At 68.5% G+C, this 25,723-nt stretch carries 21 protein-coding genes and 1 pseudogene; 16 read left to right on the top strand and 6 right to left on the bottom strand.

Translation table 11 applies throughout. The features are described from left to right. Positions 1-283 precede the first annotated feature (283 nt). On the top strand, positions 284-427 hold the full coding sequence (locus tag ACZ6ZP_RS35575; RefSeq protein ID WP_383822225.1) for a hypothetical protein: 144 nt from the start codon (positions 284-286) through the stop codon (positions 425-427). Positions 428-1,546: 1,119 nt separating this feature from the next. Here the strand turns inward: ACZ6ZP_RS35575 and ACZ6ZP_RS35570 are convergent. Beyond that, positions 1,547-1,990 carry an ATP-binding protein gene (locus ACZ6ZP_RS35570; RefSeq protein ID WP_469409932.1) on the bottom strand — a complete coding sequence of 148 codons (444 nt, stop codon included), beginning with the start codon at positions 1,988-1,990 and terminating at the stop codon, positions 1,547-1,549. 98 nt (positions 1,991-2,088) lie between these two features. Further along, entirely contained in the window at positions 2,089-2,829 is a 741-nt protein-coding gene (locus ACZ6ZP_RS35565; protein ID WP_469409930.1) for a GntR family transcriptional regulator, read from the bottom strand. Positions 2,830-2,910: 81 nt separating this feature from the next. Between ACZ6ZP_RS35565 and ACZ6ZP_RS35560 the strand changes: the two genes are divergently transcribed. Both ACZ6ZP_RS35560 and ACZ6ZP_RS35555 read left to right on the top strand, forming a co-directional pair. Further along, positions 2,911-4,041: a DUF1152 domain-containing protein gene (locus tag ACZ6ZP_RS35560; RefSeq protein WP_469409928.1), complete on the top strand. Its 1,131-nt coding sequence runs from the start codon at positions 2,911-2,913 to the stop codon at positions 4,039-4,041. A gap of 324 nt (positions 4,042-4,365) precedes the next feature. Further along, positions 4,366-4,815, top strand: coding sequence for a DUF6228 family protein (locus ACZ6ZP_RS35555; RefSeq protein ID WP_469409925.1), 450 nt, complete (start codon positions 4,366-4,368; stop codon positions 4,813-4,815). 25 nt (positions 4,816-4,840) lie between these two features. Here ACZ6ZP_RS35555 and ACZ6ZP_RS35550 read toward each other — a convergent pair. Beyond that, positions 4,841-5,698, bottom strand: a pseudogene (locus ACZ6ZP_RS35550) (IS5 family transposase). 597 nt (positions 5,699-6,295) lie between these two features. Beyond that, on the bottom strand, positions 6,296-6,502 hold the full coding sequence (locus ACZ6ZP_RS35545; protein ID WP_469409923.1) for a hypothetical protein: 207 nt from the start codon (positions 6,500-6,502) through the stop codon (positions 6,296-6,298). Positions 6,503-6,801: 299 nt separating this feature from the next. Between ACZ6ZP_RS35545 and ACZ6ZP_RS35540 the strand changes: the two genes are divergently transcribed. The 10 genes from ACZ6ZP_RS35540 (at position 6,802) to ACZ6ZP_RS35495 (ending at position 17,647) form a co-directional block, all read left to right on the top strand. Then, complete coding sequence (locus tag ACZ6ZP_RS35540) at positions 6,802-7,161, top strand: sigma factor-like helix-turn-helix DNA-binding protein (RefSeq protein WP_469409921.1); 360 nt, start codon at positions 6,802-6,804, stop codon at positions 7,159-7,161. Positions 7,162-7,251: 90 nt separating this feature from the next. Then, complete coding sequence (locus tag ACZ6ZP_RS35535) at positions 7,252-7,788, top strand: hypothetical protein (RefSeq protein WP_469409919.1); 537 nt, start codon at positions 7,252-7,254, stop codon at positions 7,786-7,788. Between the two features lie 543 nt (positions 7,789-8,331). Beyond that, entirely contained in the window at positions 8,332-8,466 is a 135-nt protein-coding gene (locus ACZ6ZP_RS35530) for a hypothetical protein (protein ID WP_469409917.1), read from the top strand. A 354-nt stretch (positions 8,467-8,820) separates the two neighbouring features. Next, on the top strand, positions 8,821-9,168 hold the full coding sequence (locus ACZ6ZP_RS35525) for a hypothetical protein (RefSeq protein ID WP_469409915.1): 348 nt from the start codon (positions 8,821-8,823) through the stop codon (positions 9,166-9,168). A gap of 87 nt (positions 9,169-9,255) precedes the next feature. After that, complete coding sequence (locus ACZ6ZP_RS35520; protein ID WP_351162799.1) at positions 9,256-9,939, top strand: ABC transporter ATP-binding protein; 684 nt, start codon at positions 9,256-9,258, stop codon at positions 9,937-9,939. Beyond that, positions 9,939-12,098 carry a permease gene (locus tag ACZ6ZP_RS35515; protein ID WP_361466247.1) on the top strand — a complete coding sequence of 720 codons (2,160 nt, stop codon included), beginning with the start codon at positions 9,939-9,941 and terminating at the stop codon, positions 12,096-12,098. Before ACZ6ZP_RS35520 ends, ACZ6ZP_RS35515 begins: the two co-directional genes overlap by 1 nt. A gap of 186 nt (positions 12,099-12,284) precedes the next feature. Further along, positions 12,285-13,487, top strand: a complete 1,203-nt coding sequence (locus ACZ6ZP_RS35510) for a serine hydrolase domain-containing protein (protein ID WP_469409912.1) — start codon at positions 12,285-12,287, stop codon at positions 13,485-13,487. A gap of 339 nt (positions 13,488-13,826) precedes the next feature. Then, positions 13,827-15,872, top strand: coding sequence for a transglycosylase domain-containing protein (locus ACZ6ZP_RS35505; protein ID WP_469409909.1), 2,046 nt, complete (start codon positions 13,827-13,829; stop codon positions 15,870-15,872). A 115-nt stretch (positions 15,873-15,987) separates the two neighbouring features. Beyond that, complete coding sequence (locus ACZ6ZP_RS35500; RefSeq protein ID WP_469409907.1) at positions 15,988-16,638, top strand: hypothetical protein; 651 nt, start codon at positions 15,988-15,990, stop codon at positions 16,636-16,638. A gap of 70 nt (positions 16,639-16,708) precedes the next feature. After that, positions 16,709-17,647 carry a MerR family transcriptional regulator gene (locus ACZ6ZP_RS35495; RefSeq protein ID WP_366462326.1) on the top strand — a complete coding sequence of 313 codons (939 nt, stop codon included), beginning with the start codon at positions 16,709-16,711 and terminating at the stop codon, positions 17,645-17,647. 416 nt (positions 17,648-18,063) lie between these two features. Here the strand turns inward: ACZ6ZP_RS35495 and ACZ6ZP_RS35490 are convergent, their stop codons facing one another. Both ACZ6ZP_RS35490 and ACZ6ZP_RS35485 read right to left on the bottom strand, forming a co-directional pair. After that, positions 18,064-19,926, bottom strand: a complete 1,863-nt coding sequence (locus ACZ6ZP_RS35490) for an MFS transporter (RefSeq protein ID WP_469409905.1) — start codon at positions 19,924-19,926, stop codon at positions 18,064-18,066. Positions 19,927-20,185: 259 nt separating this feature from the next. After that, on the bottom strand, positions 20,186-22,951 hold the full coding sequence (locus ACZ6ZP_RS35485; protein ID WP_469409903.1) for a D-alanyl-D-alanine carboxypeptidase: 2,766 nt from the start codon (positions 22,949-22,951) through the stop codon (positions 20,186-20,188). A 168-nt stretch (positions 22,952-23,119) separates the two neighbouring features. Between ACZ6ZP_RS35485 and ACZ6ZP_RS35480 the strand changes: the two genes are divergently transcribed. The 3 genes from ACZ6ZP_RS35480 (at position 23,120) to ACZ6ZP_RS35470 (ending at position 25,553) form a co-directional block, all read left to right on the top strand. Next, entirely contained in the window at positions 23,120-23,902 is a 783-nt protein-coding gene (locus ACZ6ZP_RS35480) for a GOLPH3/VPS74 family protein (protein WP_351162783.1), read from the top strand. 356 nt (positions 23,903-24,258) lie between these two features. Further along, a complete protein-coding gene (locus ACZ6ZP_RS35475) occupies positions 24,259-25,116 on the top strand; it encodes a helix-turn-helix domain-containing protein (RefSeq protein ID WP_249589348.1) in 858 nt (285 codons plus the stop codon). Positions 25,117-25,343: 227 nt separating this feature from the next. After that, positions 25,344-25,553 (top strand): DUF397 domain-containing protein, encoded by a 210-nt coding sequence (locus ACZ6ZP_RS35470; RefSeq protein ID WP_351162781.1) that lies wholly within the window; start codon positions 25,344-25,346, stop codon positions 25,551-25,553. Positions 25,554-25,723 lie beyond the last annotated feature (170 nt).

Genomic DNA, 25,723 nt, shown 5'->3' with positions numbered 1-25,723 from the left:
AAAGTCTCGGAGCCGACCGCGTTGCCAGGGTGCGGGGCCGCTGAGGGCACCGGGTCGGGGGTGCTGGGGGTGAGCGTGGTCGGCGGGGAGTCAGCCGTGATCGTGGGTGGGTTCAGTGGGGGTGCCTGCCGGTCGGCACCGCTGTCCTGATGCCCAAGGGCAGCACGAACCTGGGAGGGCGCCAAGATCGTTCAGTCGTGGAGTGCTCCATCTTGACGCCCTCCCAGAACCGTGCAGGGCGGAGCCCATCAGGACAACGGCACCGACCTCGAAGGAGCACACCATGACCTGCCCCAACCCCCAGTGCGACAACGGCCTGGTCCCCAACCCGTACTCTGAGGACCCCGAGGACGTCACGCTCTGCCCGGACGAGAATCCCGGCTACGACCCCCGGGACGGCTACGACTACGAGGCGACCCAAGGCTGACAGTGACCCAGGGCCCCGGCGCAGGTCGGGGCCCACAGTCACGCCACCGACCGCCTGCCTGTCTGCAAGCTGCGGGGAGCCGAGGAGTGGAGTGAAGTGGTTCGGCATGATCACTCGCCCCATGGCAGCTCCCGCCCAAAGCCGCTCCACCAACCGCGTGGTCAAGCTAGGCTCGTTTCGGAGCTGTGTTGAGCTCGGCATTGCCGAGTCTCGCACTGTCCCTCTCCGTAGCCGTCATCTGCAAGTTTCTGGCATCGAAGTTGAGTAGCGACGACCAGGACATGGAGACGAACGACGAGGAGAACCGTATGGCTGATGTATCGAAGTTGAGCAGAATGAAGCAGTGGGCCAGCGCCTTTTGCGACGTACTGGGAGACCTTGCAGTTGGCTTCGCGGGCGGGGCAGTGTCGAGCTGAGCACAGCTCCCTTGCCGTGCCACTCTCGTGCCAGAACGGGCGGGAACTCACGGGGAATCGGGGTATCGATGGGTCGCGCGGCAGGACTCCGCCTAAGGCGAGGAACTCGCAGGTCACGTCTGTGATCGCCCAACCTCGCTCCTAAAGCGGGTGTCGCAGGTTCGAATCCTGCCGGGGGCACAGACAGCATCCGTACGGTCTGTACGGGATGCACTGCTTGGGCAAGGGCCCGCGACCTCCTTGGTCGCGGGCCCTTGTGCGTGCCCGGGTGCGGTGGTGCCGGTGATGATCTCCGCCGCGCGGCTGATCTCTGGGAGCCGGTCGGCGGGCAGCTTGATGCTGAGGGGGACGTCGTCGCTGTTGGCTTGCAGGCGGACGGTGAGCTGAGTGATCTCGTACAGCTGCCGCTGGAGACGCTCGGGGGCGCGGGCAAGGAGGGAGTGGACTGCGTCCGCCAACTTACGGCGCAGGCGGGCGCCTTCGCTGCCGTCCACGCGGACGACGTACGCTCTTGGCCGCACCGCGCAGCGGACCGACAGCTCCAAGGCTGCTGCTGCTCAGTTTCACGATCGGGGTGCTCATGGTCGATGTCCACGGCTGCTCCAGCGCCAAAGGGAGTGCGAGAACTGCTGACACCCCAAGAGGCCGCACCACGGACAACGTTTCGACAAGGGACCCAAGCTAGTAGGCCCTTAGCAGCTCCTTAGTCAGGCTTGAAGGCGCGATGCATGAGGAACACCACGGCCGTCCCGCCGTGCCGACTCGGGCCGGACCACCACTCATCGGCCAGCGCGTCGACAAGGAGCAGGCCGCGTCCGTGTGCCTCCGTGGCCTCGGGCGAGCGCAGGCGGACGTGGGCGGGACAGCCGGGATTGTGCACGTCCACGCGCAGCGCTTCGCCTAAGCGGTACCAGCGGACGCGCACCCGCCAGGGCTCATCCGCTTCTCCGTAGAGGATGGCGTTGGTGACCAACTCCGACACCATCAGCTCGCAGTCGTCGATGGAGCAGCCGAGTTGGTACGGCTCGGTGAACTTCCGGAACCAGCGGCGGGCGCGTCCGACCGACTCCGGGAGGGGATAGAGGACCATCCCGCCGAGTGGTTGGAGTAGGGCGTCGTCGCCGGAGTTGTCGTCGGTGCGCGTCATTGCGCTTCCCCTTCCGGTAAGTGGCTAAGGCCACTTACCGGATAGTGGCATTGGCCACTTCGGGCCGCAAGCACTTCCGGGGAAGCGGTACCCGGCACTCACCCCAACGGGTAGCCCTGCTCGAACGCCCAGCGTCCCGGCGGATATACGGCCTCCGCGAACTCCAAGGGGCGGTCCTGCAGGTCGTAGACGACATGGTGAACCACCAGTACGGCAGCGGGCAGTTCGAGCCCAAGCTCGTCACCCTCTTCCTCGGTGGCCAGCCGGGCGCAGACGCGATCTTCGCCGTAGCTGCCGCGACGGCCGGTGGCCTCCTCGACGTAGAGGACCGTCCCTTCGCGGATCCGCTCGGGCTCAAGGAGGCGGGGCGCCCTGCGCCCCAACTCGGCTGGGAACCATGACGTGGAGGCCTCGACGGGCCCCTCTGCCGAGTTGGTCACCCGCCGCCGCTGAACAGCCCGGCACTCCTTGCCGAGTTCGAGCGCTTCGGCCACATGCTCGGGCGCCTCGGCGTACCCGGCCGAGGCGATGACCGCGTACTCCCCCGGCCCGTAGATCCGCCCGGTCTGCCGCGCCCGCCCATAACGCTCGCGGGCCCGCCGGTGAACCTGCTGATCACGTACGTACGTCCCCGAGCCCTGCCGCTTCTCGACCAGCCCTTGATGCCGCAGCGCCTCCAGGGCGCGGGCACTGGTGGGCCGGGAGACGTTCCAGTCGGCGGCCAACTGCCGCTCGGAGGGCACCTCTTCACCGGGCTGCAGATCCCCGCGCAGGATCTGATCACGGAGGAACTGGGCGATCTGCAGGTACTTGGGCAAGGCCTCAGCGATCTCGGGCACGCGACATTCCCTTCACCGACTGGCTAAAACCAGTGGCCACTATAGGTGCGCACCCAAGAGCCGCACCCCTACTCTGTTCTCGTGAAACGGCTCATTGTGGCGGCCGGAGGCGGCGGCGACGCGGTAGCGGCGGCGATGCTGCACGCCGCCCTGTACGGGGACGACGGGGAGCCGGCGCTGATCCTGACGTACTCCTGGGACCGCCTGATCGTCGACCCGGTCCCGGGCCCGCGCTCCCCCGCCGACTTCACCGGCCTGCACCAACTCACCCCGCACGTCTGGGCAGCCCCCGGCACCGCGACCCTGAAGCCACCCCACGCGGCGACACTCCCACGCCTCGCGGCCGAGCTCCCCCACACCTTCGCGCTGATCGACCCGTACGCCGGGGCGGCAGGCATCACCCGCCAACTCAACGAACTGATCGCCCACTTCACCCCGGAGACGATCGACCTCCTGGACGTCGGCGGCGACATCCTGGCCCACGGTGACGAACCCACGCTGCGCAGCCCGCTGGCCGACGCCCTCACCCTGGCCGCCTGCGCCCGCGCCGAGGCGCCGGTACGCCTTTTGGTGGCGGGCCCCGGCCTGGACGGCGAGCTCCCCGCGGACGTCCTGCGCCCCCGCCTCGGTCCCTTGCTCACGACCTTCACCCCGGAGCACGCCCAAGCCATCCTCCCGGTCCTGGCCTGGCACCCCTCCGAGGCAACGGCCCTGCTCACCGCCACCGCGCTGGGCGCCCGAGGCCTCTGCGAGATCCGCGACGCCGGACTCCCGGTCCCACTCACCGCCGAGGGCCCCACCGTCCGCCAGGTCGACCTGGCGGGGGCGTTCACCGCCAACCGCCTAGCCCAAGCCATCGCGACCACAATCACGCTCGACGAAGCCGAGGACCGCTGCCGCACCGTCTGCGGCACTTCCGAGATCGACTACGAACGCGCGAAGGCACAGCGCCGAAGCGAGCACCAGCCAACCGATGCCATCCCGCACGACCTCCCAACCCAGATCAAGAACTTCGAACAGGCCGCCGCCGCACGAGGAACCACGTACACAACAGTCCGTCGCCTAGCCGAGGCCCTGGGCCTCACCAACGAAGCACTACCGCACCTCACCCAACTCAACGCCGCGAGCTCCGGCCCCCTCCCGGCCTCTGTGTGGAAGCTCCACCACACAGGGGAGTTGCAGGATGCGCGGGAAGGGCCAGCACGAGCCTGAACTGCGCAGAGTCCCTCAGCGGGGCTACCGCTCTAGCGGGCAACCCAATAGGTACCCCGCTTGGGAAGCCGAAGGGGCGGTCACTCTCTGCTTGCGTCGTCCGGTGAGCAGGCTGACACAGTGATCAGCGCCGATCTGAGCGACTGAACTTTCCCTGCACATATTCAAGCTCACCGATCCGGACGGCAACTAGTCCACCTGCCCTTACAGCTCCTAACGGAATGACCGAGTCAAGGCTGCGCTTGGCTTCCTCTGAAGACCGGCGTCAGGCTGGAGGGGACAAACTCTTGGTCGCACGGGGTGTCGCGCCCGTAGGCTGCACAGGTGATCGAGCAAGAGGAGACCAACCCGGTTGTCCGCGTCGGAGGTGACCGGTATCGAACGATCAGCCTGCGCTTCCACCAGTTGACACGTTCCTTCCCGGAAGAGCGTGATGACCTGATGCGCGACTTCCTCGTGACAGCTCACGGTGAGTCGGCGCGGATCGAGGTCATGGTGAGGACCTGGGACGGTGACGGACTCAACGTCTTCCTTGCCGAACTGGCAGAGGCGTTCCGAGGATGGAACGGCACCAGGACCTGGCGCTCTCTTGAGGATGACTTGACGCTGGCTGCCGAGCACGCAGGATCGCACGTCCGGTTGACGTGGGGGCTACACGACCGTCTCCCCGACGGCGAGTGGCGTTTCGAAATAACGACCATCCATGCTCCTGGAGAAGACATGCGCCGCCTTGCCATCGAGATGCGTACTTTCCTGGAGTCGGACCCGCTGTAGTAAGCGAGGGCAGCTCGTCAGTCGTCTACGGCCGGCACAACACGCCAAGTTGTCGATAGGTGATCAAGCAACAGGCGAGTTTGAGGAATGCTTCGTGGATGTCGGCTCGCCGTTCCCAGCGGATCCGCAGACGTCGGAAGCCGTGCAGCCAGGCAAATGTCCTCTCCACGACCCAGCGGTAGGTGCCCAGTCCGGTGCCGTGCAGGGTGCCGCGGCGGGCGATCGCGGGCACGATGCCGCGGGCGCGGACCTGGCCTCGGTAGATGTCGTGGTCGTAGCCCCGGTCGGCGAACAGGGAGTCCGGCTTGCGGTGGGGGTGGCCGACCCGGCCGCGGACCGGCGGGATTGCGTCGAGCAGGGGCAGGAGCTGGGTGACGTCGTTGCGGTTGCCGCCGGTCAGCAGCACCGCGAAGCGGGGTGCCGTGTCCGTCGGTGATCAAGTGATGCTTGGAACCGGCTCGTCCCCGGTCGACCGGCGATGGGCCCGTGTGCTGCCCCCTTTTAGCGCCCTGACGTGGGAGGAGTCGACCACGCAGCGGGACCAGTCCAGACGTGCGGCCGCGTTCAGTTCGGCCAGCAAGATCTCGTGCAGCCGTTGCCAGACGCCGGCCTCGTTCCAGTCCCGCAGCCTGCGCCAGCACGTCATGCCCGACCCGAAGCCGAGGTCCTTGGGCAGGTACTCCCACTGGATCCCGGTGTGCAGCACGTACAAGATCCCGCACAGCACGTCCCGGTCCGGCAACGGCTTGCGACCTGGATGCCGGAACCTGCGCTCACGTTGCGGCAGCAGCGGCTCCACAAGGTCCCACAGTTCATCCGACACGATCCACGGCGACGTCCCCACACCGAACCGAACGCTCAACTCCCGTGCCGGACACGGCATCCTGGACCGATCCACCTCATTGTGTTAGCCGCTGTTAGGGCCGAATGTCGAGTCTCAGTTGATGGTTGACGGGTCGGCGTCGGGTGATGCTTGACGTCTGCCCTAGACGATCTTCCGGCGGTTGCGCTCGCCGGACTTGCGGACCACCACGTCCTTCCTGGTGACGCGGGGGACAAGCGAACTCGCCGTCAATTCGGCGTGGACTCGACCAAAACCTCACCCCGAAGCCACGCCTCGATGTCGCTGCGCCTCCAGTACAGGCGATACAACAGCCGATGCGGCGATGGAAACGGTCGTCTCTTGGGCCCACCACGAGCCAACCAACCAGTAATGGTCTTCGGGTTCACCCGCACCAATGCCGCGGCTCCAGCTGTGTCGACCCAAACGTCATCATTGGGCAGCTCTGGCAACCCGAGCAAGCGTCCCGCTGGAACCTCCCTGGCTCCGGCCAAAGCCTCAAGTATTGCCTGGTGCTGGGCAGCCAGCGTCACGCTCGGCTCGTTCACTCGGCCCTCGCTCGAAGTGCAGTTTTAAGACTGCACTACAAGCTACACCACCCCATCCCAGGTGATCATTGGTTTTAAACAGCCGGTCTAGTTATTCCTGAGCTGCGCCCGGATCGGCGCCAAGCTCCTGGAACACTGAGGCCACCTGGTCGTCGGGGATCCGCTGAATCAGCTGCCGCTTCAGCTCGCGGTCAGCCCGCTTATTCCTGTAGTCGAGGATGTCGCGAATTACGCATCGCAGCACCCAAGCCACTCCAGGAAGAGATCCCAACGACGCCAGTTCACCAAGGATTTGCACCTGGATCTCCTGGGTTGAGTAGCGACTCCGCCAGCCTGTCGGTGGCCGAGCTGCGCCAGACATCACCAGTCTCACGAGGGAGAAATGGCAACAAAAAAGCCCGAACTCTGCGTTCGGGCAATAAAAAAGACGGAGAACGAAGTCTCCGTCAATGACCTCCGGGCATGCCGGGGCTGCCGACGAGTCTGCGACACCCAGCCGGACAAGTCAATAGAAGGCCCATCACCACAGGTCAGAGTCTTGTCGCGAGTAGACTCAAGACCACTCGACCGCCGATGCTGACAACTACGCTTGTCGCCATGGCGCTACCCATGGACGACCCCATCACGCTCTACATGTACGGACTCGCTTGGGAGAAGGCCGTTGAACGCCTCCCCCAGCCCCCGCAGAGCCCATCAGGACCGGTAACGAGGAATGAGCACCTGGCATTCATTTCGACCCTGACTGACTTCGCTGCAGGGCTGGAAACGAATATCTTGACTGCAACTTACTACGCATGCAGATTCGATGTATCGCAAGCAGACATCGGGCGCACCTGTGGCATTTCCCGTCAGGCCGTCCGTCAACGACTTAAGAAGGCAACTGCTGCCAGAGAGGCCCACGCACGCCAATACTCATACTGGGACTACGACTACGATGACTATCCAGAAGACGAGTAATCCAATGCCCATACTGCGCCCGCACCAACAGCGCGCACTCGCGGCGCCACGCGGTCCGCGACTGTCAGAGGGACACGGTATTACTCCTTCATGCAGATCCTTGACGTCTTGACGAACGTCGCGATCATCGGCGCCTGCCTCTCAGTGGTCTCTGCCGTCGCCGTGACAGTCATTACAACGCGTGCCAACCGGCAACTGGAGGAGCGCAAGCGCGTCGCCCAGTTGGCCACGGACGCGTTCCTTGATGGATGGAAGGCCATCGTAGAAGTCGGTACATGCGCGAACCTCCTGTCCGAACTCCCGCTCAACTCAACAGCAGAGCGACAGGAGGAACTCACGGAACGACAGAGGGTAGCCAACTCTCTTTGGACATCCGCCAAGGTGCGTATGTCCCTATATGGGGGCAGTGACGTGAGTCGCCTCGTAGCCAAGATCGAGGTAGCTGGCGGCTTCGACTCGAACGACCCGGACAAGGTCTACGACCTGGCGTGCATCTTCCTGCAGATCCGGAAGGATCTAGGACTGAACGAAGAGATTGAACCGATCCACATCTTCCAGGCCTTGGTGGGCGATCGCGTGAGCCTCCCCGCCCATGCTCAACTGCACGGTAGATCCATATCCAATTGAGTGAGCGAGCTCGCTGACATCAACAGCCTCGCACTGCGGCGACACGCAACACCCATGGGCGGCACCCACTCACGAGGCGAGCCCCACCCTGACCAAGGAAAGATCGAACTCCTAACTCGGGTGTCAGCGACTCGGCGCACGTCCCGCTCGGCCCCGGCGTGCCACCCCGACGACGGCGGAGATCAGCAGCCGCCGGTCATCCCCGTCCTGTACAGATCCAGTCCGAATCCTGCCGGGGGCACAACGCGTTAAGCCGCTGACCTGGGGTTTATCCCCAAGGGAGAGGCTCTGTTCGGCCTCGGACTCCTCGTCCGGGGCCGTTTGCGTGAGCGGTGTGGGAGCGGACGGAGCGTTGATCTCCGGAATACCTCCCACCGGATCAGCACCATCCGGCACGGAATCCGGGCTGGGATAGTGCACTTCGCACGGCTCGGGCGCTGCCTCGGGAGCGATGTCGTCGGAGGTGGCGCGTGCGCGCGGTGCCAGCCGGGCTGCGGCGTCAGCAATCGCCAGGTCAGCCTCGGGGAGCAGGCTCGCACGCGGATGTCGCTCTCGTCGCGGCTGATGGCGCTCCGCCGCCCCTTCGCCCTGGCCCGCCTCCGCGCCCACTCCTTCAGCCGCAACCAGCCCCTGCCGCACACGGCCGAACATGTCATCAACACCCACAGCCTCGACTGACACGAGTCCGGAAGCCGTCACCCTCAGCACGGTGAAATGGATCACATGGCGTTCGGGGGTTGAAGCGTCAACTAACTGCTGCCGCCGAGAAACGTCCAGGCCACCGGCGCCCAACGCGCTTCGAACGAAGCCTCCCTGCCTCAACTGAGAGGTTCACGTCCGCTTGGTCTGCACCTAACTTGCAGTTAACTCCTGCCACTTGAGTGTCATCCGTGTTTACGTTTGCGGTGTCCTGCAGGGGGGCTCCAGCAGGGACACGCCAGCACAGCACCACACCGGAGTCGTCGGGCACACGCCCCGTGACCGACGCTCCTTCGGCGTGTCCTCAAGTGATCAGTCAAAGGAGAAGGACACATGACGAGAATGAAGATCGTTGCTGCTGCGCTGCTCACGGCGGCACTCGCGGTGCCTACGGCGACCGCCATGGCGGCTGACTCCTACGGCGGCGGCGCCCACGCCTGGGCCCCGGCTGCCGGTGACACCGGGAAGATATCCGTCAAGGACAACAGCAGTGACGGGGACCCGGTGAAGGCCGAGTACTACCGCACGGCCAGCGCGGACACGAAGCGGACCCTGTGGAACCACAGCGGCCCGAGGACGACCACCACCTCCGGTGACGGATCGAAGATCTACAAGTTCAAGGCTTGCGACGAGAACTACGGCAACCCGGACGACTGCGTGCCCAACTGGACCATCCGATAGACCGGTTCTCCACTGCCACTTCTGCCGCACCAGCCCGGGACGGGCTGGTGCGGCGTCCCCTTTTCCTGACACAAAAGGCCAGATTCTGTGAAGCGAAATGATTCGTCCGGGCTCCACGTGAGCGGCCTGTGCTACCAAGTCGAGGGGCGGACTCTCCTCGACAGCGTGGAACTGTCCGTCTCCCCGGGTGAATCGGTCGCGGTGACCGGCCCCAGCGGATCCGGCAAGTCGACGCTGCTGATGTGCGTCCTGGGACTGATCAAACCGCAGGCGGGCTCCATCACCGCCGGGGGCAGGGAGATCACCGGACTCCGGTCCGCGCAGCTCGCGCAGGCACGGCGGGAGACCCTGGGCATGGTGTTCCAGTTCGGCGAACTCCTCCCTGAACTCACCCCGGTGGAGAACGTCGCCCTGCCGATACTGCTCGACGGAGGCCGCCACCAGGACATTTACCGGCGCGCGGAGGAACTCCTGGACGAACTCGGCGTCCCCACCAGTACCACCCCCACTGGCATGCTCTCCGGAGGAGAGCGCCAACGGACGGCCGTGGCCCGTGCCCTGATCACCGAGCCTGCCGTCCTCCTCGCCGACGAGCCCACCGGGGCCCTCGACCCCGAGGCCAAAGACGGAGTCGCACGCCTGCTCTTCACCACAGCCCGTGACCGCGGTTGCGCACTGCTCCTGGTCACGCACGACCCCTCGGTCGCCGACCGGGCCGACCGGCGCCATGAGCTTCGGGGCGGCATCCTGGCCGAGGTCGGAGCCCTCTGATGCGAACGAGCACGCGCGCGACAGGCACACTGATGAGGATCGGCCTGGCCGCAGGGCGCTCCACTCCCGGTGACCGCCTGCGCTGGTGGGGCCTGTTCAGTGCCGCCTTCGCCGTCGCCTTCGTCGCCCTGGCGACCGTGGCCACCGTCGCCACCTTCGACGGCCGCGAGAGCAGGGCAGACGCTCGCGGAGCGGTGATCACCGACAGCAAGCATGCGGAACTGCTGTATCGAGAGGGCGCCGACTCCGTCGGCAGTCGTCCCGTGTCCGTCATCTTCCTCCACCCCCTCACACAGAAGGCTCCCCTCCCTGCCGGTGTGACTCGCTGGCCCAAGCCGGGCGAGGTGCTGCTGTCGCCCGAACTTCTGCGCACCGGTGGCTCGGAGGGGGTCCGCAGCCGGTACGGGTCGTTCGCCGGAACCATCACCACCGATGGCCTTGTCACTCCTTCCGAGCGGATCGCCTACGTCCGGGTGGCGGACACTCCGCCGAAGGACGATGACCGGTGGATGCCTGTGGCCGCCTTCGGTGCCGGCGGCGGAGCGACGGGAGAGATGCCCGATCAGCCGTCGGTGACGTCACCTCTCCTGGCGCTGTGGTCCTTGACCGGACTGCCCGCCCTCGCCCTGACGGTCGTTGCCGCGCGGGTAGGCTCCCGCTCTCGTGACCGGCGCAGCAGTCTGTTGCAGGCCCTCGGCGGGACGTGGCGGCACCGGATGATCGTCAACGTCGGTGAGGCCGCGCTCCCCGCGGCGTTGGGCACCCTCGCTGCACTCGTCCCGTACGCCGTCGCCGCCTTGTGGGACATCCGTCTCGGGCCCACCGGATACATCCTCGACCACCGCGACGTACTGGCCGCATGGCCCACCGCCGTCGGGGCGGCATTCGTATCGCTGCTGGCCGTGCTGAGCATCGTGGTGGCCACGCACCGCGTTCACCGGGACGGCAGGTCCACCCGCCCGTCCTCCTTCACCTCGCGTGTTCCCGCATGGCGCCTGGCCCTCTGTGGCGTCGGTATCGCGCTGGTCCTGACAAGCCAGTACGCGCCCCAAAAAGCGCAACTGGCCGTGTTCACCTGTGGAACCGTCGTGATGTGGGCGTTTCTGTCCTCCGTCGTGGCTCTCGTCACCCGCCACCTGGGCTCCTGGCTCGCCGAGAACGGCAGGCGCAAGGGGCACGCCGGCCGCCTGATCGGCGGACGGTGGACGCACACGCATCCCGGCGTCATCGTGCGCCTGGCTCTGGCCATGGTGATCGGCATCGGGATCGTCGCGCAGATGCAGGTGTGGACCAGCAGGCTCGGAGTGCGCTCGCAGGTAGCCGCCGACACGCACCACCGGATCAAGGACACGGTCATTCAGCTGACCACCGGCGGCATGACCAAGGCGCAGACGGACCAGTTCCGCTCCTCCCTTCCCGCCGGGTCACTCCTACTCGTCCGCGCCTTCCACGATCCAGGCCCACCGAAGGATCCGTGGGTGACGATCGCAGGCTCCTGCCGAGACTTGCGCACCCTGCACGTCGCCTGTCCCGGGGACACGAAGACACCGGCCGGCACCAGCCCTCAAGTGCAAGAGATGCGCCGCTGGTACGGCGACGTCAAGTTCGCCCAGACCGACCAAGTCGCCGTGAAGCCGGACGGCACACAGTCCCTCGTCGTCGTGACACCCGAACCGGGTCACCTCGCCGCGGTGAAGAAGGCCGCGTACACACTTCCCAATCCTTCGGTTCAGGTCGAGACGCTGGGGGGAAACTGGCTGGGATCCTCGCGCGCCCATCTGGCGAACTGGATCCAGCTGTTCGGGGTCACCGGCATCCTCTTCATCCTGGTGGCCGGTGCGGTCAGCGCGGCAGCCGAATTCGTACGCATCCGCCACGCCCTCGCCCCGCTCTCCGTCCTGACGGGCCACCGCCGGGTCTTCCGGTCCGTGAGCTCATGGCACCTGACCGTCCCCTTGCTCATCGCCACGGTCCTGACCGGGGCAGTGACCGCATGGCACTCCGTGTTCTTCATCTCCCTGGTACAGGAGGGGTCCGTGTCTTGGACCGTCCTGGCAGCAGGTATCACGACGTGCGCCGTGGTCTCACTCACCGTCGGATTCCTCGGCGCCCGCGCGGCGGCACGAGAGGCCGACCAGTGGAAGCCCGTCGCGGATTGAGCACAGCCCGATGATTCAACGAAGCGGGCCCAACAGCCCACTTCGCAGCGAGTGTGGGAGGAGCTGGGGATAACCCCAGGTGGGTGGGCCCGGTGGCCGGATGGTTTTGGGGATCTTGAGGGCGCAGGCTGGGCGTGCCCGGTCGCAGATCGGTGCAACCGGACCGTTCCACAGGGGAGTTCATCCATGTCTGATCGTTCTCAGTCGTCCCAGCCCGTCCGCCGTCCGTCGTCCGGGCGGCGGCGCGGCATCGCGCTCGTGGCCGTGGTCGCCGCCGCTCTGGCCGTGGGCGGTGCCTTGCCCGCCTCCGCCGGGCCGCAGCAGTCGCACGGTCCGCGTGATGTCGTACGCACGGGCATGGAGCGGCTCGTGAGCGACGACGGGTTTCCCGCCGCTCTGGCCGCCACCGTCGGCCGTGACGGGCGCAGTCGCGACTACACCGCCGGTGTCGCCGACTTGAGCACCAAGGCGAAGGTGCCCGTCGACGGGCAGGTGCGGGCCGGCAGCAACACCAAGTCCTTCACCGCCACCGTCGTCCTTCAGCTGGTCGGCGAGGGGAAGGTCAAGCTCGGTGCGCGCGTCGAGAAGTATCTGCCGGGGCTGCTGCGCGGCGACGGCATCGACGGTCGAGACATCACCGTCCGCCAGCTCCTCCAGCACACCAGCGGGCTGCCCAACTACACCGACTTCATCCTGGAGGACGTCTTCGACAAGGACCGCCACACCTACCGCCAGCCCCGCGAGCTGATCGACATCGCGCTGGAGCACAAGGCGAACTTCGCCCCCGGAGCCAGCGTGGCGTACAGCAACACCAACTACATCGTCGCCGGGCTGCTCATCGAGAAGGTCACCGGCCGGCCCCTCGCCGAGCAGATCACCGAGCGGATCATCGACCGCATCGGGCTGCGCCACACCTACTTCCCGGGCGTCGGCGAGGAGGGCATACGCGAAGCGCACCCCCGCGGTTACCACGCGCCGAAGCCCGGCGCCCCGCTCGACGAGATCACCGAACTCGACCCCTCCTGGGGCTGGGCGGCCGGGCAGCTCATCTCCACGCCCAGTGACCTGAACCGCTTCTTCTCGGCGCTGATCGGCGGCGAGCTGCTGAAGCCCGCGCAACTCGCCCAGATGCGCTCCACCGTCAAGGTCCCCGCGGACGCGGGCTACGGCCCCGGCGTCCGGTTCGGACTGGGGCTGACCAGCACCCCGCTGAGCTGCGGCGGCCTCGTATGGGGCCACGGCGGCGACACTCCCGGCTACCACACGTCCCCCGGCGTCACCGATGACGGCCGCGCCGCCACGATCGCCGTCACCGCCGACCTGCCGCCCACCGCCAAGGGCTTCGCCAACGTCGACAAGCTCCTCGACACCGCGCTGTGCAGGAAGTGACCGGCCGAAAGGGCAGCCCCGCTCCGAGGGCGAACGCGGGTTCCCGGCGCTTTCGCGAATTCAACCTGTGTCGAGCCTTCCGGCCTGGGAACACGTGAGACAACCCCGGTGGCAGCGGTCCGTGCAGGTCCTGGCCCGGCCATGCCACCGGCCCTGGGGCTCCCATGGATGCCGGCACACTCCCGCAGCGTCGGCTCCCATGGTTGAGGCGGGCCGGCCGTGGCCAAGGGGAGCCGCTGCGGCCGGGCCCCGCCACCACTTCCCTCACTGGGACGCTGTTACATCCCCCTAATACGCCCCCGGCCAACCCCCACCCCCACCTCCCCCCTCTCCTCCACCATGGGGACACACACTCAGGGAAAGCCCGCGCGCAAGCCCAAACGCCCCCGCGTCCGCCCCCGCGCACGCGCCCGCAAGCCACGCCGCCGTCTCGTCGACTATCCCCGGCACGGCAGACTCGGGCTCCGGCGGTGGCTTCCCTCCTGGCGGCAGTGGGGCGCGGCCGTCACCCTCACCATCGCCTCCCTCGCCTGCCTCTTCGCCCTCGTGTACGCCTCCGTCGACATCCCCGACGAGAACGCCGCCGCCCGGCGCGAAGCCAACGTCTACTACTGGGCCGACGGCACCCAGATGGTGAGCACCGGTGACGTGAACCGGCAGAACGTACGGCTCTCGGAGATTCCCGACGCCGTCGAGAACGCCGTCATCGCCGCCGAGAACGACACCTTCTACAGCGACTCGGGCGTCTCGCCCACGGGCCTCGCCCGCGCCGCCGTCAACATGGTCCGCGGCCAGGAGACCCAGGGCGGCTCCACCATCACCCAGCAGTACGTGAAGAACACCTACCTCTCCCAGGACCAGACCGTGACCCGGAAGGTCAAGGAGTTCGTCATCGCGCTGAAGGTGGACCGGAAGAAGAGCAAGCGCGAGATCCTTCAGGGGTACCTCAACACCAGTTGGTTCGGGCGCGGTGCCTACGGGATCGAGGCCGCCGCCCATGCCTACTACGGCATCCCCGCCCGGCAGTTGAACCCCAGCCAAGGCGCCGCCCTCGCCGCCCTGTTGAAGGGCGCGGAGCAGTACGACCCGTCCGCCAGCCGCGCCAACCACCGTCGCTCCGAGGCCCGTTGGAAGTGGATTCTCGACCGGCAGGTCAGGGCCGGACTCATGAAGGCGGAGGTGCGCGCCAGGTTCGCCACCTACCCCGAGCCCCACAAAGAGTCCCGGACCACCAGCCTCAGCGGGCAGACCGGCTATCTCGTCGACGTCGCGAACAAGTACGTCAAGCAGCACACCGCCCTCACCGACAAGGACCTCGCCCGCGGCGGCTACAAGATCCACACCACCTTCGACAAGGAGAAGGTGCGGCGCCTGAAGGGCGCGGTCGAGCGCGTGCTCGACCGCGACATCGATCCGAAGAAGCGCCCCGCCGACAAGGGCGTGCAGGTGGGCGCCGCCTCCGTGCGTCCGTCCGACGGCGCCATCGTCGCCCTGTACGGAGGGGCCGACGCCACCAAGCATTTCACCAACAACGCCGACACCTCCGGCGTCCCCGTCGGGTCCGCCTTCAAGCCCTTCGTGCTCGCCTCCGCCCTCGAACACGGACTGCGTACGTCGGCCGGTCGGGACACGCGGTGGCAGCCCGCTTCGGCCGGGAGCTTCTACGGCGATGACGGCCTCCTGCGCGAGTCGGCCGCCCCCGACGCCGTCGGCGGGATCTCCCCGGACGGCTCGGGCTCCGCGCACGGCTCGGGCTCCGCGGACGGCTCGACCTTGGCAGACGGGTCGGACTCCGCCCATCCCACCCTGCGCCGGGCCCTCGCGAAGGGCGGCAACGCCACCTACGTACGCCTCGGCAAGGACGTCGGCCTGGAGCGGGTGCGGCGCACCGCCGTGGCCTCCGGGCTGCTGGAGGGCAGCATGGCGCGCCTGGATCGGTCCTTTCCGGTCGGTACGTCGACCCCCAGCGCGATCCGCATGGCCGGCGCCTACAGCACCTTCGTCAACCGCGGCCTGCGGCACGATCCCTACTCGGTGACCAAGGTCGTGAAGGACGACGAGCCGGTCAGCGGGTTCGAAAGGCCGGGCGCGCGGCGGGCGTTGGACCCGGATGTGGCCGACGAGGCCGCCGGTGCCATGCGCGGTGTCGGCGCATCGGCCCTGCGCAGGCCGGTCACCGCCGGGCGCACCGGCGACCAGGACCGCCTCCGCTCGGCGTGGTTCACCGCCACCACCGGGGAGCTGTCGACCGCCGTGACGATGTTCCGGACCAGTCCGGGCAAGGCGCAGCTGATGCCCATGTCCGGTGTGGGCGGGGCGCGTTCGCAGCACGGCAACGTCTTTCCCGTCCGCATCTGGCAGGACTACGTGAAGGGTGAGGGGTGAAGGGTCCCCCAGAGTCAGTGATGATCCTCTGGCTCTCCGCAACTCATCCTTGAGGGCCCCGCACCTCATCCTCGGGGCCCTTCCCCAACCGTCGGCGGGCTGTCATCGTTCCGATATGTATCCCTATGGGCCACCGCCCGGGCCGCCGCCACGCATCGACGCGCGGCAACTGCGGCCCCGGCGGCGGTGGTTCGTCGTCGCGGGGGTGATCGCGGCGATCTGTGTGGGCATCGGCATCGCGAGCTTCGTCATGACGCTGACCTCCACGGTGGATTCCGTCGACGACGGCAAGGCGTTCGTGAGCGGGCGGTCCGTCACGGTGCGCATCGGTCCCGAGGACGACGCCGCCATCTACGTACGCAGCCCCTTCGCCGCACGTGCGCACTGCGAGGTCGTCTCCGGCCCCTCCGGCTCCGCGCCGCGCGTCACCACGCCCGACGGCAGTTTCACCGTGACCAAGGGCAGCGTCGAGTGGCAGCGGGTGTTCGTGCTGAAGTCGGACACGGCAGCGGACTACCGCGTGACGTGCGACGACCCGCGCGGCATCCTCACCTTCGCGCCCGGTGACGACGCCGACCTCGCGTCCTTCGTCGGCGGCATCGTCGTGACCGTCGTCGTGCCGCTCCTCGGCCTGCTCGCGGGCGCGGGGATCGCGATCATCGTGGGGGTACGGCGCGGCAGGCACCGCCGGTGGCTGGAGGCGCAGGCGTACTACGGCCCCCGGGGCGCGCCTCCCGTGCCGCCCCGACCGTCCGGCACCGGTTGACCTTCCCCCTGGGGCAGAGCCCATCGTCACGCGTGCCGGGCCGAGGGGCCCGGTGACGGAGGATGCCCTCATGGACGCGCACGCGCAGGAATCCGCACAGGCAGACGGACCGGAAGGAGGGCCGGGATATGAGCCGGAAGACGCACCGGCGGGCGACGAACCGCTGCTCACCATCGGCGACTTCGCCGCCCGCGCACGGCTCTCGCCCAAGGCACTGCGCCTGTACGACCGCCTGGGCCTGCTGACCCCCGCGTACGTCGACGAGTCCACCGGCTACCGCCACTACCGCGCGACGCAGGTGGAGAGCGCCCGCATGGTCGTCCTGCTGCGCCGCCTGGGCATGCCGCTCGCGGACATCGCCGTGACGGTACGGCTCGACGGCGAGCAGGCGGGGCGGGCGGTCACCGCCTACTGGGCGGGCGTCGAGGAGCGGCACGCGGAGCAGCGCACGCTCGTGGGGTACCTCCGTGGACGACTGTCTGGAAGAGGTTCCGAGATGTACGGGAAAGAGTTCGAGGTCAAGACCGTCGACGTGCCGGAGCAGTACGTCATCTGCGAGAGCAGGCACCTGCTCGCCGAGGAGCTGCCGGTCTGGATCGACGCGTCCACGCGACGCCTGGAGGAGGCGGCCGAGAGCGAGTGCGGCGGCATGGCGGACTCGCCGTTCGTCGTCTACCACGCCGAGGTCACCCAGGACAGCGACGGCCCCGCGGAGGCGTGCGTGCCGGTCAGGGACGCGGAAGCCGCGAGGGCGTGGGCGCGCAGGACGGGCGACCGGCGGGGCACGAGCTCCCGTGTGGAGCCCGCCCACCGGATCGCCTACACCCGCATCACCAAGGCCCAGGTCTCCTACCCGCAGATCCTCGGCGCGTTCGAGGCGGTGGAGGCGTGGGTGGCCCGCGAGGGCCTGAAGGTCACGGGCCCGTGCCGCGAGATCTACTTCGTGGAATGGGACACGGCAGGCCCGGACGACCAGGTGTGCGACGTGGCGTTCCCGGTGAGCGAGTAAGCACCTCGACGCCCCGAGACTCGGGGCGCGGGTTTCTCACCCCCTCCGTGCTCCAGTAGCCCGGGCACCCTCCCCCCGGCCCCCCGGCGAGCCAGCGGCCGGGAAGCCGGGAGGCCGGACGACTCACCGCCCCGGCAGCCGGGCGGCCGGGTTTCGCAGGTGACGGATGCTCCGGAGCCCGGAAGCCTCGGGGCGCGGGTGTCCGGGGGTCTGAACACCCCAGTGGTAGGGCAGCCCGGGTGCCCACCGTCCCCATAACCCGGGGAGCCAGCGCCCCAGCAACCCCGAGTGACTCGCCGTCCCGGGGGCCCGAAGGCCCGAGCGCCGGGAGCCCGGGGCCCCGGTGCCGGGTGGTCCTGCCTCGGTGGGGCTGGGCCCGGGGGCCCGCCGTTCTGGCCGCTTCGGTTGGCGCCCGGCTAGCGCGCGCTTTCGCGCAGTTCCTCCGGGCAGGCCGTGCCGCGTGGGAGTTGGTAGGGGGCGCCGAGGCGGTAGGTGCCGGGGCCGGGGGCCAGGAGTTCGGTCCACTTGTCGCCCTCGGCGTCTTCCTTCGCCTCCATGAGGCAGCCGTTGACGTTGTCGAACTCCTTGGGGGCGTCCTCGTCCGTCTCGCGCCGGCGCTTGGACTCCTCGGTCTCCTTCGGGCGCTCGACGCCCTTGCCGTCGGCGTCCACGATGCTGAGCCACGGCGAGTACGGGACGCGGATCAGGACGCGGCCCGCCTTCTTCACCTCGATCGTCATGCCGCCCGCCTCGGCCCGGTCGACGACCGCGGGCGGCTCGGCGAGCGGGGTCGGGTCGGTGACCTCGTACAGCTGCCAGTTCGAGTCGACCCACACCTGCTTCAGATACGGCAGGCCCTTCTCGACCAGCTGGGACTCGCGCTTGCCGCCGTCCCCGTCAGGCTCGCCCTTGGGCAGCACGACGTAGTGCACGGACCAGCGCTGGAGCCACTCGTGGTAGTTCGCGGAGTTGAGGGTGTCGTCGTAGAAGAGGGGGTTGCGCTCCATGTCCGCCTGCCGGTTCCAGCCGCGGGCGAGGTTCACGTACGGCGCGAGCGCGGACGCCTCTCGGTGGCTGCGCGCGGGCACGACCTCGACGCGGCCCTTCTCGGCGCCGACCTCCTGCAGCTCGTTCACCAGCGGCGCGAGCTCACGCGTCCAGGAGGCCTGGGGCGTGGTGTGCACTATGTCGTCGACCGCCTTGAACCCGACCCAGCCGGTGAAGGCGACGAGCGCCAGGACGATCGTGTACCACTTGCGGGACTTCTTCACCGTGAACGGCAGCGCGGCCAGCAGCGCGACGCCCCCGAAGGACATCGCGAGGCGGGTGATGTTGGAGCCGATCTGCGAGCTGATCAGCCAGACGCCGAGCACGAAGGCCGCGTACACGGCGGTGGTGATCCGCACGGTCTTCCAGTGCTTCGGTACGAGGAAGAAGACCAGGCCGGAGCAGATCAGCGGCAGCGAGGCCGACCCGAACGACATCGGCTGCGTGCCGGAGAACGGGAAGAGCCACGCGGAGATGCCCACGACGGCGGCGGGCGCGAGCCCGAGGGCGTACGCCCCGGGGTAGCGCTTGCTGAGGAACAGCGCGACGGCGACCAGGCCCACGAAGAGTCCGGCCACCGGGCTCCCCATGGTCGCGAGCGCGGCGAACGGCGCGGCGACCAGGGCCTTCGCCCACCGCTTGTAGCGCCAGCGGTAGGGCCAGCAGAAGACGGCGGCGACGGCCATCAGCGCGAACATCTGGCCGAGGCCGTACGTCACGCGGCCCGACACCGCGTTGCAGAACAGCGCGAAGACACCCGCGAACGCGGGCCACAGCGGCTGCTTCACCGCACGGCTGCGGATCAGGATCATCGTGAGCAGCGCGGCGGATACCGTGCCGGCGATCATCATCGTGGTCCGGACGCCGAGCACCGACATCAGATACGGCGAGACGACGCTGTACGACACCGGGTGCATCCCGCCGTACCAGGCGAGGTTGTACGCGGAGTCGGGGTGCCGGCCGACGAACTCGGCCCAGGCGTCCTGCGCGGCGAGGTCTCCGCCGCTGTTGGCGAAGGTGAAGAACCACACGACGTGCAGGACGGCCGCGACGACCGTCGTGACGGTCACGGGGTGGCGCAGGAACCGGTGCCATGCGGAGGCCCGTTCGGGCGCCGCGGGCTGGGTGCGGCGCTGGGCGGGCAGCTGTATTCGCGCCCCGGTGCGGGTGCCGCCACCGGTGCCGGAATCAGGATCGGCGTCGTCGGCTCGCGTCGGCTCCGCTGTGGCCACTTACGGCACTCCCCGTGTCGTTCTCTGTCCGTCCGGGGGGCGTGCCAGGGGGTCCGTCCCGGAACACCCCGTCACACAGCCCCGGCGTACTACCCCCGAACTTAGGACGCTAGCACGCACAGCACGGACGGAGCCCGGGGTGGGGGCTCCCTCCGCGCGGGTCCGGCGGAGTTCGGCCAAGGCGCGGGTGCGGGCGGCGGCTTGTGCCACCGCCCGCACCCGGTGCGTATGCCTGGTGCGTACGCCTGCCGCGTATGCCTCAGCCGACGCGCTGGAGCTTGGCTCCGAAGCCCGGCTCCGCGAGGTCCTTCTGGAGCGCGACGGGCACCTCGACGGCGCCGTCCTTGCCGTCGCCGACGCTCAGGACCCCGACCTTGGTACCGGCCTTCGCCGAGTGCGGGATGGTTTCGCCGCCGTCCTCGCCGAGCTTCAGCTTCACGGTCAGGCCCGACCAGCCCGCGGCGGAGACGTCCTTGGTGGCGACGACCGGGGTCGTGCCGCCCAGGCCGTCGTCGACCTCGCCGACGACATCGCCCTTCTTCACGATCGTCTTGGCGGTGAGCGCGCCCTGACCGGCCTCGATCAGCTTGCGGGTGACCCCGGTGACCTGGTCGATGTTGGCCACGCCGTCCTGCCCGTACTGGCCGAGGGCGGCGCCGATGATCGTGCGGGTCTCGCCGCCGACCTTCTTCTCCGCGGCGAAGAGGATGTTGCCGCCCGCCGCGGTGGTGGTGCCGGTCTTGATGCCGATGGCGACCGTCGGGACGAGCCCGAAGAAGTTGTTCTGCTTGTCGCCGTTGAGGTCCTTGTAGCTGGGCTGGCGCGAGATCTCGTTGAAGACCGGGTCCTCCATCGCGGCCCGGCCCAGCTTCACGAGGTCCTCGGCGGTCGAGACGGTCGTCTTGTCCAGGCCGCTGGGGTCCGTGTAGTGGGTGTTCTTCATGCCGAGTTCCTTGGCGGTCTTGTTCATCTTCGCGACGAACTCGTCCTCGGAATCGCTCTTGGTGTCCCAGCGGGCGAGCAGCTTGGCGATGTTGTTCGCGGACGGCAGCATGACCGCCTGCAGCGCCTCGTACTGCTTGATCTTCTGGCCCTCGGAGACCTTGACGACCGACTCGTTGCCCGCCTTGCCGGTCTCGTAGTGCTTCTCCGCGGCGGCGTCGACCGGGATGTCCGGGCCGTTGTTGCCCGGCTTCAGGGGGTGGTCACGCAGGACGAGGTAGACCGTCATGACCTTGGCGATGCTCGCGATCGGCACGGGCTTCTGGTCGCCGGACGTGCCGAACGTCCCGATGCCGTTCACGTCCATCGCCGCCTGGCCCTTGCTGGGCCACGGCATGGACGGCTTGCCTCCCTCGAAGGTGACCGTCTCCTTCGCGGTGAGCGTGAGGGTGGGCGTCGGCAGCGGGCGCACAGCCTGTACGACCGCAAAGACGACCACCATGAGCAGCACCAGCGGCGTCCAGATCTTGACCCTCCGCACGGCGGTGCGGACCGGGGTCTCCGGCGGCGGCGGGGTGTTGGTCAGCTCGGCGAGCAGGTCGAGCGCGGGCCGCGGGGGGAGCGGCTGCTGGGTGGTGCGCTCGGGGCCCACGCTGCCGGGCTCGGCGGCCTTCTCCTTCTCGGGCGCGGTCGCTCCGGCCGCGGTCGCTCCGGCCGCGGGGGCCGCCGCCTTGGCCGGGGGCAGCGCGCCGCTGGACGGTGCGTTGTCCAGGGGCTTGAGCGCGACGAACTTGCTGGTGCGCTCGGCGGCACCTTCCGGCTTGGCGGAGGGCTTTGCTTCCGGCTTTGCTTCCGGCTTTGCGGCGGGCTTGTCCTCGGGCTTCTTGGCCCCCGGCTTGTGGTCGCCGATCTTGAGCATGGTGGTCGGCTGGTCGACCGCCTTCGGGGGCAACGCCTTGAAGACGGCGGTGGCCTGGTCGACTCCGCCGGAGGGGTGTTCCGGGGCCTTGGCCTTGGGCTCGCCCTCGGCCTTGCTCCCGGCCTTCTCGTCGGCGTCGGCGTCGCTGTCGGCCGCGTCGGCTTCACGCGTCTCGTCGGCGTCGTCCGACGAACCTTCCGAGGCGTCGGCGGCGGCACCCGGCTCAGCGTCGGGGGAATCCTTCTCGTCGCCGTCGGCGCCCTGCGCCGCAGCCGCAGCCGCTGTCGCAGCCACGCCAGAGGCGGTCGCCTCGGACTTGAGGTCGTCAGCGTCACCGGCCTCATCGGAGTCGCCGGAGTCGCTGGAGTCGCCGGAGTCGCCGGAGTCGCCGGACGCAGCCGAAGCGTCGGACCCGCTCTCCCCTGCGCCAGCCACGTCCTCCTCGGAGGCATCCGTCTCGGCCTTGCCATCAGCCGGGGCCTCGGCGTCGGGGGAATCCTTCCGCGCGCCGGCCGCAGCCGCAGCCACGCCCGAGGCAGTCGCCTCGGACTTGGGGTCGCCAGCGTCACCGGCCTCATCGGAGTCGCCGGACGCAGCCGAAGCGTCGGAGGCCGCACCGGCGCCGGAGGAGCCCTCCTCCGAGGAGCTCTCCTCGCCGGTCGCAGCCGCCTTCTCCGCGGGCTTCCCGGCATCCGCGGCCTCGGGGGCCTCCTCGTCCGCCGAGGCCACCCACGCCGCCACTGCGGCCCGCAGCCGCGCGTCGCCCTTCTCCGCGCCCTTGGGCTCGCCCTCGGCGCTCGCGGCGCCCTCGGCGGGGCCCTCAGAGCCCTCGGACTCCGCGGAGCCCTTGGAGTCCCCGGAACCCGCGGTCCCGGACGCCGCCGCCGCTTCCGCGACCGCCTTCGTCGAGAAGACCGCCGTCGCCCGGTCCTGGCGCTGCTCCTCGCTCGCCGGGGATTCCTTCGCCGGGGACTCCTCCCGCGCCGCGGGGACCTCGCGGGCCACCGCCAGACGCGGGTCGCGTTCCTCCGGTGCCGGCACGGACGGTTCTGCCCCAGTCGGTTTCCCCGACGACTTCCGCTGCTTCGACCTGTCGGGGGTCTCGCCCGCCACCGATGCCTCCTCGTACGCCATGCCGCTCGCGTTGCCGTTGCGCCAAAACATGGCCGGACCCGCTGTCCGAACCATGTACCAGTGTCCTGTGTGGGGGCTTAACCCCCGTGGTAGACGAGAACGACATACCTACTGGTTCCCGTACTTACCGGTCACGCACTCTCGACAGACCAATGTGAGAGGGGTCACCCTGTCATTCATCCACGCGGGGAGGCATGGATGGGCAGGAGCCGCAGAACAATTCCGGAGGAGCTTCTGCTGCTCGCTTTGGACCCGGCCACGGGTACCACAGCGCAGCCGCAGTCGCTCGACCTCGGTCTGGCCGGAGCACAGCTAGTGGAGCTGGCGCTGGCCGGACGGATAGCCCCAGACGGGGATCGTATCGCCGTGGTGATGCCACGGCCGACCGGAGATCCGACTCTGGACTCCGCACTGGAACTGCTGCGCAGGCGCGGCAGCCCGGTTCGGGCAGTCCACTGGATTGGCGGGCCCCGACTGGGGCTGCGCCAGATTTACCTCGCGCACCTGGAGCGGTGCGGCATGGTGCATGCCGTTTCGGGCCAGATGTGCGGAGTGCTGCCGACGACTCGCTACCAAGCGACGGACACGGCAATCAGCCGGGACATCAGGTCCCGGCTGGACAGTGCGATCCGCACCGGCGTACCGCCGGACCCGCGGACCGCGGCGCTCGCCGCGCTCGCTCACGCAGTGGGACTCGGCAAGCACCTCTACCCCGGCAACGAGGGGCGTTCATCGCGCTCCCGTCTCCGGGACCTGATCAGGCACGACCCGATGGGCGGCCTCGTGGCGCACGCCGTGATGGACGTCCAGAACGGTGTGGCCGCTCAGCCACGCCGCAGCCCGGCCCCAGCGGGACCGGGCGGGCCGGGCGGACCAGGTGGACACGGCGGTGGCCGACAGCCGGCCAGGACCGCGCCGGAACCCGGCGGGGTTCCGATGCAGCCGCGCCGCGGGTCCATGGCACGTGCCGTGGCCCACTAGCCGGTCGGCATCGATCGACGCACCGCAGTAAAGACTCACCGCAGCACCGCAGTATCGGCAACAGCAACGCCGCACCGCAGTCCCCCAGACCCGGTACGGGAGCCGCTGGGCCGCGCGGGGCACTGGCACCGGAGCGTCCGGACGACGACACCGGTACCTCCGCCCCGCGCGGCCGCATGTCGTGGCGCCGCGCAGCCGGGCCGCACCCCTCACCACCAGTCCTCATGTCCGTCTTCGCGTCGCATTGCGGTTCGCACCGCACATCGGCTGTTTCCCAGCGGTGCGCGACGCGTTGGTGGCACTCTGCTGAACAGCAGATACGCAAAGTAGAGGCATGTAGTCGGAGGTGCACGTCCGTGGCGTCCAGTGTCAATCCCACCGTCAGGCGACGCCGGTTGGGCCAGGAGCTCCGCAGGCTCCGCGAGCTCAAGGGCATGACGGCCGAGGAGGTCGCCGAGCGCCTGCTGGTCTCGCAGTCGAAGATCAGCCGCCTCGAGAACGGCCGCCGTTCGATCAGTCAGCGCGATGTACGCGATCTCTGCGGGGTCTACGAGGTGGAGGACCACCGCATCGTCGACTCGCTCATGCAAATGGCCAAGGACTCCCGCCAGCAGGGCTGGTGGCACTCCTTCGGGGACATCCCGTACAGCGTCTACATCGGTCTGGAGACGGACGCGGCCTCCTTGCGCGTGTACGACCCGCAGGTCGTCCCCGGCCTGCTGCAGACCCGTCCGTACGCGGAGGCGCTCATCACCGGCGCGCTGCCGGAGACCACGCCGACGGACATCGAGAAGCGCGTCCAGGTCCGTGTCCGCCGCCAGGAGCGCATCAGCGCGCCGGAGAATCCACTGCGTCTGTGGACCGTCCTGGACGAGTCCGCGCTGCGCCGCGTGGTCGGCTCCCGGCATCTCATGCGCGACCAGCTCGAACACCTCGTGGAGCAGTCACAACTGCCGCACGTGACCGTCCAGGTGATTCCCTTCGAGATGGGCGCGCACCCCGGCCTCAACGGCCAGTACGCCATTCTCGAATTCCCGGACGCCGCGGATTCCAGCGTGGTCTACATCGAGGGCGTGACGAGCGATCTCTATCTGGAGAAAGCGAACGACGTCCAGCAGTACAGCGTGATGTACGAACATCTGCGGGCACAGGCCCTGAACGTGGACCAATCACGCCAACTCATCGCAGACATCGCGAAAGAGTACGCACGCTAGATCGCCCAGCGCGTATATGACCGCCCCGCACGCGAGCGCGCCGCACGGTACACCTTGCCCTCGGCGGGGCGGAAGACCCCACTGGAATATGCCATCCGGTTGAGTGAACGCTCCCTTCACTCAGCGATGTTGGCGAGTAGCGTCATTCACGCCATCAAGCAACACCTGTTGGCGCAGCCGCTCTTGGCGGTGACCGCAACTCAACAACTGGGCAAACCGGAGTAACCATGGCAATTCATCAGGGCGCTACGAATACGTGGGTCAAGTCCTCGTATTCCACGGGAAACGGCGCATGCGTCGAGGTCAAGTCACCGATTTCAACGGCCATTTCGGTCAGGGACTCAAAGGTCACCGAGGGCCCCGTCCTCGCCTTTCCCTCCGACTCGTGGCGCGCGTTCGTCTCCGAGGTCGGCCGGGAGACGTCACACCTCGGCTGATAGGCACCACGTCGCGCATCAGCACCACAGGATCAGCGAGAGATCAACAACCGCATAAGCAGAACCGATTGAGCCCTCTCGACTGGCCCGCCGTCCCGGCCGAGGGGGCTCGGCCCTACGCGCGGTCTACGCGCGGTCTACGCGCGGTCTACGCGCGGTCTACGCGCGGT

Source organism: Streptomyces sp. NPDC054047 (assembly GCF_055585065.1).
The sequence above is the reverse complement of the archived record's forward strand: the minus strand, read 5'-3'. Positions and strand labels throughout refer to the sequence as shown.

Excerpts from the sequence above, each read along its gene's own strand:
- ACZ6ZP_RS35470 (WP_351162781.1), top strand. The coding sequence starts at position 25,344 with ATGGCAATTCATCAGGGCGCTACGAATACGTGGGTCAAGTCCTCGTAT.
- ACZ6ZP_RS35510 (WP_469409912.1), top strand. The coding sequence starts at position 12,285 with ATGTCTGATCGTTCTCAGTCGTCCCAGCCCGTCCGCCGTCCGTCGTCC.
- ACZ6ZP_RS35530 (WP_469409917.1), top strand. The coding sequence starts at position 8,332 with ATGTCGCTCTCGTCGCGGCTGATGGCGCTCCGCCGCCCCTTCGCCCTG.
- ACZ6ZP_RS35480 (WP_351162783.1), top strand. The coding sequence starts at position 23,120 with ATGGGCAGGAGCCGCAGAACAATTCCGGAGGAGCTTCTGCTGCTCGCT.
- ACZ6ZP_RS35575 (WP_383822225.1), top strand. The coding sequence starts at position 284 with ATGACCTGCCCCAACCCCCAGTGCGACAACGGCCTGGTCCCCAACCCG.
- ACZ6ZP_RS35485 (WP_469409903.1), bottom strand. The coding sequence starts at position 22,951 with ATGTTTTGGCGCAACGGCAACGCGAGCGGCATGGCGTACGAGGAGGCA.
- ACZ6ZP_RS35515 (WP_361466247.1), top strand. The coding sequence starts at position 9,939 with ATGCGAACGAGCACGCGCGCGACAGGCACACTGATGAGGATCGGCCTG.
- ACZ6ZP_RS35500 (WP_469409907.1), top strand. The coding sequence starts at position 15,988 with ATGTATCCCTATGGGCCACCGCCCGGGCCGCCGCCACGCATCGACGCG.
- ACZ6ZP_RS35540 (WP_469409921.1), top strand. The coding sequence starts at position 6,802 with ATGGCGCTACCCATGGACGACCCCATCACGCTCTACATGTACGGACTC.
- ACZ6ZP_RS35495 (WP_366462326.1), top strand. The coding sequence starts at position 16,709 with ATGGACGCGCACGCGCAGGAATCCGCACAGGCAGACGGACCGGAAGGA.
- ACZ6ZP_RS35505 (WP_469409909.1), top strand. The coding sequence starts at position 13,827 with ATGGGGACACACACTCAGGGAAAGCCCGCGCGCAAGCCCAAACGCCCC.
- ACZ6ZP_RS35570 (WP_469409932.1), bottom strand. The coding sequence starts at position 1,990 with ATGACGCGCACCGACGACAACTCCGGCGACGACGCCCTACTCCAACCA.
- ACZ6ZP_RS35535 (WP_469409919.1), top strand. The coding sequence starts at position 7,252 with ATGCAGATCCTTGACGTCTTGACGAACGTCGCGATCATCGGCGCCTGC.
- ACZ6ZP_RS35525 (WP_469409915.1), top strand. The coding sequence starts at position 8,821 with ATGACGAGAATGAAGATCGTTGCTGCTGCGCTGCTCACGGCGGCACTC.